Origin of the sequence: Marinobacter maritimus (assembly GCF_007671675.1) — a bacterium.
GTDB lineage: Bacteria > Pseudomonadota > Gammaproteobacteria > Pseudomonadales > Oleiphilaceae > Marinobacter > Marinobacter maritimus.
This window is the reverse complement of record NZ_VCGW01000002.1, coordinates 943565-959315: the sequence shown is the minus strand read 5'-3', so window position 1 is coordinate 959315 and position 15751 is coordinate 943565. Positions and strand designations below refer to the sequence as shown.

16 protein-coding genes are annotated in these 15751 nt (G+C 53.7%); 9 read left to right on the top strand and 7 right to left on the bottom strand.

All coding sequences use genetic code 11. From position 1 onward, the window contains the following. The first annotated feature begins 27 nt into the window (after window positions 1–27). Window positions 28–1656 carry an ATP-binding protein gene (locus FFI90_RS11535; protein ID WP_144778142.1) on the top strand — a complete coding sequence of 543 codons (1629 nt, stop codon included), beginning with the start codon at window positions 28–30 and terminating at the stop codon, window positions 1654–1656. Continuing rightward, the gene (locus tag FFI90_RS11530; protein WP_144778141.1) at window positions 1653–2348 is read left to right on the top strand and encodes a response regulator; all 696 of its coding nucleotides are present in this window, start codon (window positions 1653–1655) and stop codon (window positions 2346–2348) included. Before FFI90_RS11535 ends, FFI90_RS11530 begins: the two co-directional genes overlap by 4 nt. A 162-nt stretch (window positions 2349–2510) precedes the next feature. On the opposite strand, the gene FFI90_RS11525 is transcribed toward FFI90_RS11530, so the two are convergent. Beyond that, on the bottom strand, window positions 2511–3221 hold the full coding sequence (locus tag FFI90_RS11525) for a FadR/GntR family transcriptional regulator (protein ID WP_222120510.1): 711 nt from the start codon (window positions 3219–3221) through the stop codon (window positions 2511–2513). A 339-nt stretch (window positions 3222–3560) separates the two neighbouring features. Here FFI90_RS11525 and FFI90_RS11520 point away from each other — a divergent pair, with 339 nt between their 5' ends. The 5 genes from FFI90_RS11520 (at window position 3561) to FFI90_RS11500 (ending at window position 9111) form a co-directional block, all read left to right on the top strand. Then, window positions 3561–4283 (top strand): ribonuclease activity regulator RraA, encoded by a 723-nt coding sequence (locus FFI90_RS11520; protein WP_144778140.1) that lies wholly within the window; start codon window positions 3561–3563, stop codon window positions 4281–4283. 120 nt (window positions 4284–4403) lie between these two features. Next, window positions 4404–5369, top strand: coding sequence for a Bug family tripartite tricarboxylate transporter substrate binding protein (locus FFI90_RS11515; protein WP_144778139.1), 966 nt, complete (start codon window positions 4404–4406; stop codon window positions 5367–5369). A gap of 60 nt (window positions 5370–5429) precedes the next feature. After that, the gene (locus tag FFI90_RS11510; protein ID WP_144778138.1) at window positions 5430–5888 is read left to right on the top strand and encodes a tripartite tricarboxylate transporter TctB family protein; all 459 of its coding nucleotides are present in this window, start codon (window positions 5430–5432) and stop codon (window positions 5886–5888) included. A gap of 3 nt (window positions 5889–5891) precedes the next feature. Continuing rightward, window positions 5892–7421 (top strand): tripartite tricarboxylate transporter permease, encoded by a 1530-nt coding sequence (locus FFI90_RS11505; RefSeq protein WP_144778137.1) that lies wholly within the window; start codon window positions 5892–5894, stop codon window positions 7419–7421. A 112-nt stretch (window positions 7422–7533) separates the two neighbouring features. Next, a complete protein-coding gene (locus tag FFI90_RS11500; protein WP_144778136.1) occupies window positions 7534–9111 on the top strand; it encodes an aldehyde dehydrogenase (NADP(+)) in 1578 nt (525 codons plus the stop codon). A 182-nt stretch (window positions 9112–9293) separates the two neighbouring features. Here the strand turns inward: FFI90_RS11500 and FFI90_RS11495 are convergent, their stop codons facing one another. Both FFI90_RS11495 and FFI90_RS11490 read right to left on the bottom strand, forming a co-directional pair. Beyond that, window positions 9294–10082: a hypothetical protein gene (locus tag FFI90_RS11495; RefSeq protein WP_246123493.1), complete on the bottom strand. Its 789-nt coding sequence runs from the start codon at window positions 10080–10082 to the stop codon at window positions 9294–9296. Between the two features lie 27 nt (window positions 10083–10109). Continuing rightward, a complete protein-coding gene (locus tag FFI90_RS11490; RefSeq protein WP_144778135.1) occupies window positions 10110–10871 on the bottom strand; it encodes a metallophosphoesterase in 762 nt (253 codons plus the stop codon). A 174-nt stretch (window positions 10872–11045) separates the two neighbouring features. Here FFI90_RS11490 and FFI90_RS11485 point away from each other — a divergent pair, with 174 nt between their 5' ends. Together FFI90_RS11485 and yddG are read left to right on the top strand one after the other, a co-directional pair. Then, on the top strand, window positions 11046–11777 hold the full coding sequence (locus FFI90_RS11485; RefSeq protein WP_144778134.1) for an AraC family transcriptional regulator: 732 nt from the start codon (window positions 11046–11048) through the stop codon (window positions 11775–11777). 90 nt (window positions 11778–11867) lie between these two features. After that, window positions 11868–12773 (top strand): aromatic amino acid exporter YddG, encoded by a 906-nt coding sequence (gene yddG / locus FFI90_RS11480; protein ID WP_144778133.1) that lies wholly within the window; start codon window positions 11868–11870, stop codon window positions 12771–12773. Here the strand turns inward: yddG and FFI90_RS11475 are convergent. The 4 genes from FFI90_RS11475 to FFI90_RS11460 form a co-directional block, all read right to left on the bottom strand. Next, window positions 12770–13693: a M14 family metallopeptidase gene (locus FFI90_RS11475; protein WP_144778132.1), complete on the bottom strand. Its 924-nt coding sequence runs from the start codon at window positions 13691–13693 to the stop codon at window positions 12770–12772. The genes yddG and FFI90_RS11475 overlap by 4 nt on opposite strands. Before the next feature lie 67 nt (window positions 13694–13760). Further along, entirely contained in the window at window positions 13761–14120 is a 360-nt protein-coding gene (locus FFI90_RS11470; RefSeq protein ID WP_186317963.1) for a VOC family protein, read from the bottom strand. A 189-nt stretch (window positions 14121–14309) separates the two neighbouring features. Beyond that, window positions 14310–14708, bottom strand: coding sequence for an ACT domain-containing protein (locus FFI90_RS11465; protein ID WP_144778130.1), 399 nt, complete (start codon window positions 14706–14708; stop codon window positions 14310–14312). Window positions 14709–15015: 307 nt separating this feature from the next. Next, a complete protein-coding gene (locus tag FFI90_RS11460; protein ID WP_144778129.1) occupies window positions 15016–15720 on the bottom strand; it encodes a winged helix-turn-helix transcriptional regulator in 705 nt (234 codons plus the stop codon). Window positions 15721–15751: the final 31 nt, after the last annotated feature.

Sequence of the window (15751 nt, the reverse complement as noted above, 5' to 3'; positions counted from 1 at the left end):
ACCAATGGACAACTTTGATTAAAACCTATGCCTGTAAAACGACGCACAAAGCTCAAAACCCGCATGATTCTCACCCTGGGCCTGGTGAGCGCACTGCAAGCGGGGTTTATCGGCGTATTTGCCGGCTATTACCTTAGCGAATCCCTGTACAGCGAAATTGGGCAGCGCGCGCTGATGGTTGCCAAAACCGTGGCGGCCAGCCCCGCCGTTATCCAGGGTATACAGGAACGGGACATTGACGCTCTCAATGCCCTTACCCGCAAAATGGCCACCACCAACGAAGCCCTATTTATCGTGATTGGCGATCACGACGCTATCCGCCTGGCCCACCCTTCTTCGGACCGCATCGGCTATTCAATGGCAGACGACGATGGCGATTACGGCCGCCGTGCACTGGTGGAGGGTGAAGGTTATGTGGCACGTGCTCTCGGCAATCTGGGCGAGTCCATGCGCGGTAAAGCGCCCGTGTTTGAGCCTGACAGCGGCAACATTATCGGCATTGTGTCGGTGGGCTATAGCCTGCGCCAGGTGGAAGCAACTGTGCAGCGCTATAATTTTGTGCTGTACGGAGTTCTGGGGGTGGTATTGCTGGTTAGCATTCTGGCGGCGGTGGTCATCGCCAGCCGTTTCAAGCGTGCTATTTTCGGCCTGGAACCGGAAGAAATTGCCAGCCTGTTTCAGGAACGCGACGCCACACTGCAATCGGTGCGCGAAGGCATTATTGCAATTAACCGCGACGGAATTATAACCACCGTGAACCGAGCAGCTCTGACCACGCTGGGCCTGAACACCGACACCCCGGTGGCCGGGCGCCCCATTCTGGAGGTGCTCCCGGAAAGCGATCTGATGTCGGTTATGAGCAGCGGCATACCGGATTTCGATCGTGAGGTATGGCTACGCAACCGGCAGATGGTGGTCAACCGGCTGCCCATGCGTCAAGGCGATGACATTATCGGCGTGGTCGCCAGTTTCCGCCTGCGCAACGAGCTGGATCAAGTGAGCCAGCAACTCACCCGCATTCAGCAATACGCCGACACCCTGCGTAGCCAGACCCACGAGTACTCCAACAAACTGCATACCATTGCCGGGCTGATTCAGCTAGGCGCCTATAACGATGCGTTGAAGCTGATCGGTAGTGAAGTCAGCAGCCACCAGGCGCTGATTCACCTGCTACTGGAAGCCGTGCCAGACCCTATTATTGCCGGCTGCTTGCTGGGCAAACACAATCGCGCCCGGGAAATGGGTCTGCAACTTGAAATAGACCCAGGCAGCCAAATGGCCGACCTGCCTGATAACCTGCCCCGTGAACAGCTCGTGAGTGTGCTTGGCAACCTGATTGATAACGCCCTGGAGGCCACCCGCCGCCACACCGGCGCGAACGGCCGGGTTCAACTGTCGATGACCGATCTGGGGCAGGAACTTATCTTCGAAGTAGAAGATCAGGGGCCCGGCATCGCCCCCGAGGTGCAAGACCGGATTTTTGAAAAAGGCGTGACCAGCAAGCCCGGAAATGAGCATGGCTTTGGCCTGCACCTTGTGCGCCAATTTCTGGACACCTGGGGCGGCTCAATTACCGTGGAAAACCTGAGCGATGCGGGTGGCAGCCGCTTCACATTATACTTACCAAAATCATTCACCGGCAGGAGCCAGCCTTGACCCCCATCCGACTGCTGATCGCCGAAGATGACCGTCAGATTGCGGAAATCCAGCGCCGCTTTATTCAGCGCCTGGGTCAGGTGGAGCTATGCGGCATCGCACACACCCTGGCCGACGCACGGGAACAGGCCGATGTGCTGCAACCCGACCTGATACTGCTGGATGTGTACTTTCCCGACGGCAGCGGCCTGGATTTATTGCGCGAGCTGCGCGCTGGCAACAGCAGCAGCGACGTGATTCTGATTACCGCCGCCAAAGAAGTAGACACGCTGCGCACCGCTCTGCGCGGTGGGGTGTTTGATTACATTCTGAAACCACTGGTGTTCGAGCGCCTGGAAGAAGCCATCAACCGCTACAGTGATCACTATGCTCGTTTGTCGGCATTAAAACACCTGGGCCAGGACGAAGTAGACGCCCTGCTCCCGCGCAACGCCGGCGACACGGGCAACGACAGCCAGCACCGGCTGCCAAAGGGCATTGATGTCATTACGTTGGACAAGATTCGCGAATTGATTGCCGACGGCAAGCCCTGGAGTGCAGAGGAGGTGGGCAGCGCCATGGGTGCATCGCGCACCACCGCCAGACGCTACCTGGAATACATGACCGGCACCGGCACTCTGGTGGCCGAGGTCAGCTATGGCAGTATTGGCCGGCCAGAGCGGCGCTACCGAATGCAGCGCCTACCTACCTGAACGCTGCCCCGGTATTCCCAGGGTAGATAGATGGCTTAGTCATGCCGAAATACTCGCCGGAACACTCCGCATGACCAGCTAGCCGCCAGTCAACGAAGTACACTGACCGGCGCCAGGTTAACTGCAGGGCCCTGTTCGACGTGCAAACAAGACATAAACAGGTTAGTCATCGGTTCCCTCAAACATCCTGATCCTGGCGCTATTCAGGTGTTTCTTCATCGCTAATTCTGCGTTCTCGGCATCGCCATCGATGATATATTTCAGAATCGTCTTATGCTCATCCTGAACCAGGGTCATGCGATTAACGTCAGTGGATTGCAGTGATAGCGTACGAGTGATGTTCATCCCCTCTTTAATATTCTCCCGTAACGATTTCATCACCGTCGAGTAATACTGATTATTAGAGGCCTCGGCAATGGCGAGATGAAACTCAAAATCTTCTTCGCTGGCAATTGCATGAAGTCGGTTTGCTTCATCAATTTTTTCTGCGGCTACAACGATGCGATTAAGTTGATCGGCCGTGCGCCGCACAGCAGCGAGACCCGCTGCACTGCCTTCGAGATTCGTGCGAAACTCAAAACACCGCTGAATACCGGAAATACTGGAAATCCTGGAAAATGAAAGGACTGCATCATCCGGGCGCTTAATGACGAAACTACCTGATCCCCGCCGTGACACAATCAGGTTGTCTTCTTTTAGTCGGGTTAACGCCTCCCGCAACACAGGTCGGGAAACGCTGTATTTTTCGCAAAGCTTGGCCTCACTAGGAAGCTTCTCGTTCGCCGGATACTCGCCACTAATAATTGCCACCAGAATTTTCTGGTAAGCCACTGACGAGAGCGACCGACTGATTTCTTGTTTGTGCATCTGCATAGTTATACAACCAAAACAGGGTAGAAAATGCCACAAGAGACAACTTTTAACAGCTCTGGTGACCAATATGGCTAACGATTCATTTACACAGGGACCATAAAATCTTCGTTCACAGTGCCTTTATTATCTATAAAATTGCGCAAACATCGCCGAACATTATCATTTTAAAACATTTTTCCGCAAGACAATTTCCTGAAGACCGCTTTCCTGAAGCCTCCTTCTATCGACTACTGCCTAATAGAATATTACAAAAACAACTAAGTTGTAAAAAGTTGTTTGATTTGTAAAATCCCATAACGTACAGTCAGGGTGTGTTCCATTCAGTCAAGGTAGATATGCATGACAACAAGCACTAAAAATATGCAGGTAAGTCAGAAAGTTATTGACGATCTTCGTCGCGTGTCGACAGCAACTCTGCACACTGCGCTGTTCAAAAGAGGTTTACGCAACACCTACATCCAGGGTGTCAGCCTCATCAACAACCAAAAACTAAAGATGGTCGGCCAGGCGTTCACCCTGCGCTACATCCCGGCTCGTGAAGACGTTGACACCGTTGCGGCATTCAAAAGCCCTGAGCACCCTCAGCGCCTGGCCGTTGAATCCGTCCCGGAAGGCATGGTGCTGGTTTCAGACTGTCGTCAGGACGCAACAGCTGCTTCTGCCGGGAGCATCCTTCTTACTCGATTGGAAGTTCGCAAGTGTGCGGGTTTTGTTTCCGATGCGGGCATCAGAGATTTCAACGATGCATCTGAAATGAACATGCCGATTTTTTGCGCCAAGCCAAGCGCTCCAACCAACCTGACCAAGCACCACGCCGTAGACATACAAGTACCGATCGGCTGCGGCGGTGTGATGGTTAATCCAGGCGATGTGTTAGTCGGCGATGGTGACGGCATCATCGTTATCCCTGTGGAAATTGCACAGGAGGTTTCAGAAGAAGCACTTGCAATGGAGCTCTTCGAAGATTTTGTGCTGGATAAAGTTCGGGCGGGAAGCAAAGTCATTGGGCTGTACCCTCCTAACGCAGAAACTCTGGAGGAGTACAACAACCAAAAGGCATAGTGGTCACCAGACCCATGAGGTGAAAGCAATAATCACAACGATATTCGCGCCTCGCTCTGAATAGATTGTCGTAAGAATTGAGTGCCTATAAATAACAATCAAACAAAAAGAGACATAGCCATGATCTTAAAAAGATTGAAAAACCAACTTGTTTGCGTCATCGGCGCTTGCCTGCTCGCCTCAACTGCAGCGGCGGCTGACTATCCTTCCCGCGATATTCGTCTCATCGTGCCCTGGCCTGCCGGCGGCGGCGCCGACGCCATATCACGAAAGCTCGGCAGTATTGCCGAGCAGCAAATGCCGGTTTCAATTTACATAGAAAACATCGCCGGTGCCGTGACCGCTTCCGGTTTGATGCAAATGACCCGTGCTCGCCCTGACGGTCACACCATCGGTGTGCTGACCTACGACAGCGTGATCACCCTTCCGCGCGGCAAAATGGTTCCAGGCTACTCGCTGGATAACATGACCCCGATTGCTCGAATCACAAGCGAAGCCGACGCTGTAGTGGTGTCGGAAAAGTCTGGCTTTACCGATTTCAAGCAACTGATTGAAGCCGCCAAAGCAAAACCCAATACCGTCCGCGTGGGCGTTGCGCCCAGAGGGTCAGGGCCTTTTCTTGCCGTCCGTCGCCTAGAGAAACAGGCTGGGGTCAAGTTTAACGATATCACCTACCCTGGATCTTCAAGCGCTGAGGCAGAAGCTCTGCTGTCCGGTGAACTGGATGCCGCGATTTCAAGCCTGGGCGACTTCAGCGGGGTCATAGAATCTGGCGATGTGAAAGGCGTGGTGGAGCTGTCATCGATGCAGAATCCATCGTTTCCTGATGTGCCCCCCATTAGCACTCTCGGCTACGATCTGGAGACCGGAAGCTTCATTTTGCTGGCTGCACCGAAGAACACGCCTGACGAATTCATTGCCTCACTCGAAACGTCGTTCAAGGATGCTTTTGAAAGCGACGAGTTTCAAACCTGGGTAAAAGGTGTAGGCGTAACGCCAAACTGGCTGGGCGCCAATGATGTGCAGACGTGGATTGATGACCTGCAATCTGAAACGTTCAAAGTTATGGACGAACTCGGTCTATAACGATGTGGCGCACATCCCCCTGCAGTGCTGACAGGGGGATGATACCCAGAGGTGCATGATATGTTTTATTTTTATAAAAAAATCATCTTTCAGTTTTTAGTTTTTATTGTTTCTGTCGGATATCTCGTCACTGCCTTCAATATTGGAAATCCAATGTTGGACGGCCGACTGCAGCCGTCTTTTTTTCCGCTGATCATCGGCTCACTTGCCGTGTTGTTCAGTGGGATACTCCTTTTTAAAGAATGGCTTCTTGTAAAAAGCGGAGCAGCGGATTCCGGTGATGAAAGCAGCCCATATGCGGCTCCGATCCTTGTTCTTCTGATCTTCATCTACATTCTTGCCTTTTCAGCGATCGGGTATTTCATCCCCTCAGCACTGTTTGTTTTTTCAATGATGCTGTTGTTTTCCGAAAAGAAAAAAATTGCCCAAAAGGCCGTCATTTCAATCGTGATCGCCACTTTGGGGTACCTCGTTTTCGAACTACTTTTCGGAGTTAGACTCCCGACCTTGAGGGGTTAACTTATGGAATTCATTATACTTGTAGCCAGCAGTTTCACGAAGCTGCTCGACCCTGTGGTACTGGCCTACGTAATCGCAGGTTTTATCATCGGCACTATTTTTTCCGCCATTCCGGGGTTGACTGCAACCTTGGCGCTGGCGCTGTTGCTACCGCTGACCTACAGCCTGGATGTCACCATCGCATTGATGGCCTGCGCCAGTATTTATATGGCGGGCATGTGTGGCGGCAGTATTACAGCGACCACCATTAATATCCCCGGGGCGCCCTCATCCATGATGACAGCCCTGGATGGCTACCCACTGCAGAAACAGGGCAAGGGCGCCCTGGCTCTGGGGCACGCCGCCATTGGTTCAATGGCTGGCGGAGCGATAGGCGCTATGCTGCTTATTGGTCTTGCGCCCTTCATTGCAGAGGCATCGTTACTGGTACAGACCACCGGGAAGTTTTCATTGTTAGCGTTTGCCATGGTTGTCATCGTCATAGCGCAACGCGGCAAGGTCATTAAAGCTGCCATGGCCGCATGCATTGGTTTAATGCTGGCGACCATAGGCCTGGATGCTATGGAGCCCGTTACCCGCTTCACCTTCGGATTCAGCAGCCTCACCGCGGGCATCGACCTGATGCCGGTCATTATCGGCACCTTTGCCATCAGTGAAATCCTGATGCAGGCCGGGGCAGCAAAAGAAGACCGCAAAATGACCGAAGCCATGAGCGCGGTTAAGATCAGACGCCGCGACTTCATCCCCCCGCTCTCATCCATTCGTGAAATCGGCCTTGCCTGCTATATCAAGTCGTCATTGATCGGCTACTCGGTCGGAACTCTGCCCGGTGCAGGTGGGTCGATGGGCAGCTTTCTCGCCTACGTTGAAACGGTACGCACTTCACCGAACCCTGAAAGCTACGGCAAGGGCAACCCCAAGGGGATTGCGGCATCCGAAAGCGCCAACAATGCGGTTTGCGGTGGCGCCCTGGTACCTATGTTGACGTTCGGTATCCCGGGTGATCCGATTACCGCCATCATGCTCGGCGTCCTGGTGATCAACGGCATTCAGCCAGGCCCTCAGTTAATGGCAGGGCAAGCTGACCTGATTGCACCGGTGCTCGCATCCCTCCTGTTCAGCGCGGTGGTATTGATTCCTTTAACACTGTTCCTGCTTGGGCCCTATTTCATCAAGATTGTTTCGATCCGCAAGGACATACTCTATGGCTCTATTGCCCTTCTTGCCGTGGTCGGCAGTTACGTAGCCACCTATTCAACTTTTCAGATGATGATGGCGTTGGTATTGGGTGTGCTGGCGTACTACATGAGAAAGAATGATTTCCCGGTGGTCACCATGCTGCTTGGCTTTATTCTTGGCCCCAATCTGGAAGAGTTTTTGCGCCGTTCGCTCGCTCTTTCCAACGGCAACCCGATGACATTCTTTACCAGCCTGGACAGCTTGTTCTTTGTCATTCTCACACTGGTTTTCGTCTACTTTCTCGCAATCAAAAAGCCACTTCAAAAACCGACGGGTGCAGCTCAAAGCGCCTGACGAAGTTATTTAGCCCGCCCTACCCGGCAGCACACTGCCGCCGAGTAGGGCTATTTGTCGATACGTTAGGATCCAATCCTTTTTCTGTTATGTGCAACGTAGGAGCAAGAATATGCACCCCAAAGGTCAGCAATTGATCGGCCAGGATACTTTTTTCGCAACAGGTGCTCCCATTCAGGCAGTCAACCCTGCCACCGGTGAGCGGCTTGAGCCGGCATACCCAAGTAGTGGTGCCGCCGAGGTCGAACGTGCATGTGCGCTAGCCGACTCGGCAAGCGTCGAGTTTCGAACATCCTCACTGCAACAGCGTGCGGCTTTTCTGGACACCATTGCAGATCAGATAGAAGCGCTCGGCGATGAACTGATCCAGCGTGGAATGCTTGAATCCGGCCTTCCAAGGGCACGCCTGGAAGGTGAGCGGGGCCGGACCTGTGGCCAATTACGCCTGTTCGCATCCGTGGTGCGTGAAGGTGAATGGTTGGATGTCCGTATCGATCCGGCTTTGCCAGAGCGTAAGCCCTTACCCCGAGTTGATTTGCGCCAGCAACATATCGCCCTGGGCCCTATTGTGGTGTTCGGTGCCAGCAACTTCCCGCTAGCATTCAGCGTCGCCGGTGGAGACACCGCGTCGGCCCTGGCTGCGGGTTGCCCGGTCATTGTTAAGGGACACTCCGCTCACCCCGGCACCTCCGAGTTGGTCGGCCTCGCGGTGCAAGCCGCAGCCAGGCTGTGCGAAATGCCAGAAGGTGTGTTCTCACTGCTGTTTGGTTCCGGCAACGAGATCGGTCAGGCGTTGGTATCAGACCCGCGGATCAAAGCCATCGGTTTTACCGGCTCACGCCGTGGCGGCATGGCATTGATGGCAACGGCTCAGGCTCGCCCTCAGCCGATACCTGTTTATGCCGAGATGAGCAGTATCAATCCGGTATTTTTATTACCCGAAGCTCTGCAATCACGCAGCCCGGCGCTGGCGGAGGGTTTTGTCGGCTCCCTGGCGATGGGAGCTGGCCAGTTCTGCACCAACCCAGGCCTGGTCATTGCTGTACGCAGCCAGGCACTTGATGAATTCGTGGCAGCAGCCAGCAAAAGCATCTCCGCTGTGGCGGCCCAGACCATGCTGACGCCAGGCATCCATGATGCGTATGTACAGGGCGTTAAAGCGCTGTCTGACAACGACAATGTTCGCTCGCTGGGCAACGGCGAGAATAGCGAAGCGCCAAACCAATGCCAGGCCTTCCTGTTCACCACTTCTGCCGAAGCGTTTATCAGTGACCTGAGCCTTCAGGACGAAGTGTTTGGCGCCTGCTCCGTCGTGATTGAATGCGACGACATAGCACAAGTGAAGCGTGTTGCAGAAAAGCTGGAAGGGCAGCTAACCGCTACCATACAGATGGACGAAGGTGACATTGAGCAGGCCAGGTTCCTGCTTCCCACCCTGGAAGAAAAGGCTGGCCGGGTGATGGCAAATGGCTGGCCGACGGGCGTTGAGGTATGCCACGCAATGGTTCATGGAGGCCCCTTCCCGGCAACTTCAGACTCACGCACCACTTCCGTTGGCAGTGCTGCAATTCATCGCTTCTTGCGCCCGGTTTGCTACCAGAACCTTCCTCAGGCGCTATTACCTGAAGCTCTCCAGGACGGCAATCCACTGAAGGTTTCTCAGCTAGTGGATGGCAAGCGACTAGTTTAAAAGCTTCTGCAGCGAGGCTTATTCTATAGGCCTCGCTTTTTTCAGACTCCCAATGTACACCTGACAAGATAGCCCGACACACCGCCGTATAACGCGGTGTACCCGTGGAAAAATCAATCCCACTTTGTAGGCCTTGATACCCGGAGTCTCTCGATCTGAGTATAGGTACTACGCAGGGGCTATTAATTCGCCCGAACAAAGACCCAGTTGGTCCCGACGTTGTCGCACACGATGACATCACGATCGATGGCTTCACACAGAGACAGGTTTTCCGGCAACTCATCGTGGTAGCGGGCTTTCACCCCCAGCGTTTTTCGATCCTGTTTGAGCAACTCGTAGGTTTGCCCCATACGCTCGGAAAAATCCACGCCGCTGCTTTCAAGGGTGTGAAAGGCGTTGTGGAACGCCGTGAAGCTCATGGTGTTTGCACCAAGGCCAATGGCCAGCATTTTGGGAATGTAGAGATCATAAGCGACCGAAAGATAGGATCGCACGGCTTCATCATCGCTACGTTCGCCATCAAAAGGCGCTATTTCCAGGCGGTTACCCGGTTCCAGCACGCCGTCGTCCAGTGATGCCAGTGTGCGATTGTCTACCAGTTCATAGGCCACTGTCGGGCACTGGATGAACTCGCCCCTCAACTGACAATCCGCCAACCCCAAGGCAACCGAAGGTTCAGAGCCGGATTCATTCGCGGGTCCTCCCGGTAGTGTGGTCGCCTCAGGTTCAGATTCCGGTTCAGGGCTGCCCGAAACCTCGGGTAATGCCAAGTTCAGACGCTTGGCAGGCTGACGTAACAGCAGCGCCTGAACCTTTGGATCATTACGCTTGAAATCCATCATAGAAGGCAGGCTTGCACCTCCACCGCGCTCTACAACCTCGCAGTATAGGCGCTCCAGATCCGACTGGGCTGACGCCAGACAAGCTTCATCGGCGCTGGCGGTCGAAATCCAGCCAGCGGCGAAAATCATGAACAGTTGTTTTGGGTAGGCGATGGCTCAGACCTCAATAATTCTGTCTGCGACAAACAACGGTGGCTCGTATTCTTTCGGATAGGCCCCCGGGTTGGCGAATATCCGGGTGCCCGCCACCTGCAGATCAACAGGCTCATGAACGTGGCCGTGAACCCATAGATCCATCTTCCCCATCAGCGCCCGCAAATCCGAAGCAAAGGCCGGCGACAGCGAATCCCCCTGATACTTTGGCGGAATACACTCTGGTAACGGCGCATGGTGGCTGATCACCACTCGCGGCCCCGGGAAGGGTTCGCTTAGCGCCACTTCAAGCCAGGCTATGGCATCTGCGTGCAGCCTCTGACTCCCTTCAGGGCTGAACACCTCGCCCGCTGGTTGTTCGATAATGCGGAAATCGGGCATAAACGCGAGCGCACGTCGTTCAGTCTGCGACGGATCATACTCGGGGTGGCCATTATACAGGTCAAAATCTGTCCATAATGTGGTGCCATGAAAGCACACGCCGCCAATGTTCACCGTGTCGTTATCAAGCAGGTGGATTCCCAGGCGCCTGGCTTCAGCACGCAATGCTTCCCGGGTGTCGGGCATGTTTGTTCCGTAGAACTCATGATTGCCCGGAACGTAGATAATCTCCTGCCCCGAAAAACGTTCCGCTGCCCATGCAAGGCCTTCCGTTGTGCGGTGAATGTCTCCGGCAAGGATAACCACATCTGCGGCCACATCCGGCAGGTCGCGACCTTCTTTGAAACACTCAACGTGCAAATCCGACAGTACTCGCAAACGCAAAATCACATCTCCTTGATAACCGGGGCAAATCTAACTCTCAGAGCCGGTGTTCCCGGCTCACCCCAAATTAGTGCCGTCAAAACAATACGCTGACCATACCGGCACTGCCAACCACCAACAACACCATTACCAGAAAACGGAAAATCACCGGCGCCATTCGAATATACTCCCTATATGGCCAAATCCGACGTTAGTCTCCATTTGCGAAGTTATGGTGATGAAGGAAAACACCATTCCCATGGGCACCACCAACTGGTGTTGCCTCTGCTGGGCAAATTATCACTGTTTGTAGACCAAACCGAGGGTGCCGTTGAGCGGAACCGGGCCGCTATTATTCCGTCCGGAAGTGACCACGGGTATTCCGCATCCGACCAAAATCGATTTCTGGTCGCTGATGTACCAGAGATTCTTGCCCCTGCATTGGAGCGGCTCCCCTTCTTTGTTGAGCTGGATTCGGCATTGCTTCACTACATCCAGTTTCTGCACTCTCAATTGGTAAACGGGGCAGGCTCATCTCACACAGAGCATCAGATGTTGCTGTTGTTAATTCAGCTTTTGCAGGAGCGCCACGGCGATAAGCTGAACCTGGATAGGAGAGTGTCGACAGCGAAACAGTTCATTGACGATAACTTCCACAAGAAAATTATCACCGCCGAACTCGCGGCTGTCGCCCATCTGAGTATCCGGCAGCTTAATGAGTTATTTCGCAAACAGATTGGCATGACACCTCACCATTATCTGACAGAGCTACGCATGCAGGAGTCCTGGCGGTTATTGGAACAGTCGGATCTAAATATTCAGCGAATTGCTGACTCCGTGGGCTATAGCTCGCTGTCGTCTTTCAGCGATCGCTTTTCCCGACACTTTGGAAAATCGCCCAGTCATTTCCGCCGAAAATCGAAATAATGCTGCCGTAATCAGAAAGCCGGCTACCCTCGACTGATCATAAACTTCGTCTCCTGAAGGTTATGAACTGATTGGTTTCAAGGGGAAGTCATGGCAACTATTATTGCGGCGACGTGGATAGGCTCCATCTCTGTATTTTTGTGGGGAACGCTTGCGCTGTTGACCAAGCTTTCCGGTGGGGAGATTCCGGAATTTCAGCTGATGGCGATGACCTTTGGCATCGCATTTCTGCTGATGTGTGTTCGCTGGTTCCGCGCTGGGCATAGTGGAATCCGGTATTTGCGGCAGCCACTTTTGGCCTGGTGCATCGGGGTTGGTGGTCTGTTCGGTTACCACTTTGCCTATTTCAAGGCCATGACGCTGGCCCCGGCGGTAGAAGTGAGCCTGCTTGCCTACCTCTGGCCGTTGTTTATCGTTCTGATGTCTTCCTTCTTACCTGGCGAGTCCTTGCGAAAACAGCACCTCTTGGGGGCGGTGCTCGCCCTAATGGGATGCTGGTTATTGATTGGAGGCAATAGCAACGGGTTTGCGTTAGGCAATCTCGACGGGTATCTGGTTGCCTTCAGTTGCGCGCTAATCTGGTCGTCATACTCTGTGTTGTCACGGCTGGTAAAAAACGTACCGACAGATGCCGTGGGCTGGTTTTGTGGTGTAACCGCTGTTCTGGCCCTACTGTGCCATCTGGTTTGGGAAACGACGGTGTGGCCAACGGGATGGGTTCAATGGACCGGCGTACTGGGTCTTGGCCTGGGGCCGGTGGGTATCGCCTTTTTCACTTGGGATTATGGCGTTAAGCACGGCAACATCCAGTTGCTTGGCACCCTGGCATACGGCGCTCCGCTCATTTCCGTGGTATTGCTGATCGTCGCGGGCTATGGCGAAGCCACCAGTGCCGTTATCGCCGCCAGTGTTCTGATTGTGCTGGGCTCCCTGATCGCCGGCAGGGCAAAGCGCCAGCCCTTGCCCGAAACTGAAACCGCTTCGTTCAATAGTTAACGATGCGCCAGCGCATAGTCGATTCCGGCACACACCGCAGCAACCTGCGCAGCATTACATTGCTCGGGGGTTGCACGGGGGCTGTCGGGATACACCTCGGTGGTGGTTTTGTAAGGTGCGCTAGTGACACTGGCACACAGGCCCAACTGCTTGAGCGGGTACTGGATAACGCCCCGAGCTGCCATCGGTGAGCCAAGGATCTCCCCGTTTTCGTCAGCCGGAGCGATATGAGTGACCATCTCCACCGCCTCAATCACCGCCAGCTGAAATTCTGAATGCGGGTTCTCACTGTCATCGACCAGATAAAAACCATCGGGAATCTCACACGACTCGAACGACTTGCCGTCGCGTGCCGCCAGCGCAGGGCGAAATTCGCTTTCATCCGTATCGGTGGTTTCGTGCAGATCCATATGCATCAGCGCACGCTCACGAACGGGCGCCACCAATCGCATCAGTGCCGCCGACTCCTCAGCCGCACTGTCATCCCGGAATGAGCGGTTCGGGTCGACCGCGTTCGGGTTCCAGCGATGGATGCGCTCATAGGCCCAAGGGCTGACACAGGGGGCAATCAGCAGGTTGGCGCGGCCTGCGTAATCCTCCGCACGCTGATCGACGAACTGCAATGCGCCATGAACACCACTGGTTTCGTAGCCATGTACCCCGCCCGTTATCAGCACGACCGGAAGATCGTCACGCCAGTCGCGGCTGCGAATTGCCATCAGCGGGTAAGTATCCGGACCATAATCCAGGCGCCCATATTCTTCCACGTCAAAGCGCGGACGCAGGCGCTCGATCACGCTCAACACTTCGGACTCGTAGCTGCGCTGGCGCGCCTGTCGCGACAACCACTCAGCGCGCTCCACGTCGCCCCAGGGAGTGCCTGGCGTACCAATGGGATAGAATGCGGGAGCCGTGTTCATATTGATTTTCTCCGGAATGCTTTCATATCACCTCTCTTTCCCGAAGCCGCCTACGGACCTCCAATTATCATGCATTTAGCTCTGACCAGACGGCGTATTCATTGCCATTCGGGTCGTTGAAGTGAAAACGGCGGCCACCGGGAAACGTGAATATATCCTGAACGATTGTCCCACCAGACAGCTTCACGTTATCGAGCGTGGCTTCCAAATCGGCACTATAGAGAACAACCAGCACACTTCCGTTGCCGGTTGTGGCCACATGGTCTGATTTGAAGAAGCCGCCATCCAGACCAGCGTTCTGAATTGCCACGTACTCAGGGCCGTAGTCGATAAACGACCACCCAAATGCATCACCAAAGAATCTCTTTGTTGCTTCGAGATCTCGTGAAGGCATTTCCACATAGTTGATTTTACCGGTCTCTTTCACAGGCTTCTCCATGATGCATAAAGCTATGAACCTCGGTGGCGTTGAACCAGGCCAAGGACTCAATTGTGACGCGCATGCTCAAGCGCGATTCCGCCAGCCGCTTTGACTCGGTGGAGAAAGCATTGCTTTAGTAGGGATAAGGTATCCCACCAGTGCAAGCTACCTTCCAGATCATTCTACGAACAGCAATTAGCGAGCAAACTCATCAAGAGCATCCATGGCTTTGTGTGCAGATTTGCTCTGAATAAAAATATGATCGTGGTAATAACCTGCCATTACGTTTGCACTAATTCCATGCTCGGCAAGTCTATTTGAGAATGCGGCTGTTAGCCCAACGGCATCAAGGCTTGAGTGAACCTTCAATGTAATGCCCTTAAAGACAGATTCGTAAGCAAGGTTTTTCTCATCAGCCCTGGGTTTCGGGATGACTAATGTAAGCCCTTCAGATTCGCAGATTGCCGCTATTGGTTCCAACTCGGAATAATCTCCGAATCGGGCATCCTGAAATGTGCAAAATACATACTCCCCATCCATTAGCTCGGGAGACATGGATTCGAGTAACTTTTCTAAATTTCTCTCGCCAGTCATGGTTTGTCTCGCTCGTTAACGCTTGCAATTGAGGCAGGTACGGTGACAAGAACAGCAACCCATGATGAGACTGAATCAGCGCTTAATTCAAGTTGAGTTTGAAAGCTCAGCCCCAAGACAATTCCACCGATGACGACCAATGGTAAAAGTAGCCCTGGGGTGAGCCAAAATCCACTTTCTTTTCCTCCATACACACATCCAGCTCGTCCCTATGCGGCTTGGTTGTGCACCATGCAGTGAAGCTCTCACTGAACCCGAATTCAGGGCCGTCAGGCCCGGCGGACTTTCCAGCCAAACAAAACTGTTATTAAACAGCAGCAACCCTCATCAACTCAGGATCACCCGGGCGAATATCACAGAATGGATTAATACCAAGCCAATCCGTCATTGTTTTTGCCAAATGTTTTTTGCCGTGTGCAGTGACGCGTTCGCTTTGCAATGCAGCCTTTAGCGCCAGGTCACCTTCCCATATTTCAACCATGGCACGCAGCGAGCTGCGGATATATAGGTCGACATCCAGGCCGGGATTTTCTGTACAGAGGTCGGCGGTTCCGTCACGCACGATAACCCACCAATTGTTGTATCTTTCTATGTCATTAAAGATGAAACAGAATACTGTCTCACCCTCAGGCAATTTATCGATCTGCAGGCGGCGCTGGATATCCCACATCAGAAATTCAACATCCAGCTCCTCATCACGCAGTTGCCCGCGAGCCCAGCGCATACCCCACACCGCAAGGTTTTCGATCAACGGTGCCAGTTCTTTGCCCGCCGGGGTCAGATAATAATCACGCCCGGTGCGGCCCTGTTTTGATTTGCGCACCACCACGCCCGCCTGCTCAAGTTCCTTGAGCCGCTTGGTTAGCAATGACGGGGAAATTCGTGACAAGCCGCGCTGAATATCACTGTAACGATGTGAACCCAGAAAGAGCTCCCGCAGAATCAGCAACATCCAGCGTTCACCAAGTAACTCGGTCGCCTTCGCAATCGGGCAGAACTGTCCATAGTCCATAAATCCTCACCCCAAGTTATTTTGAATCAAG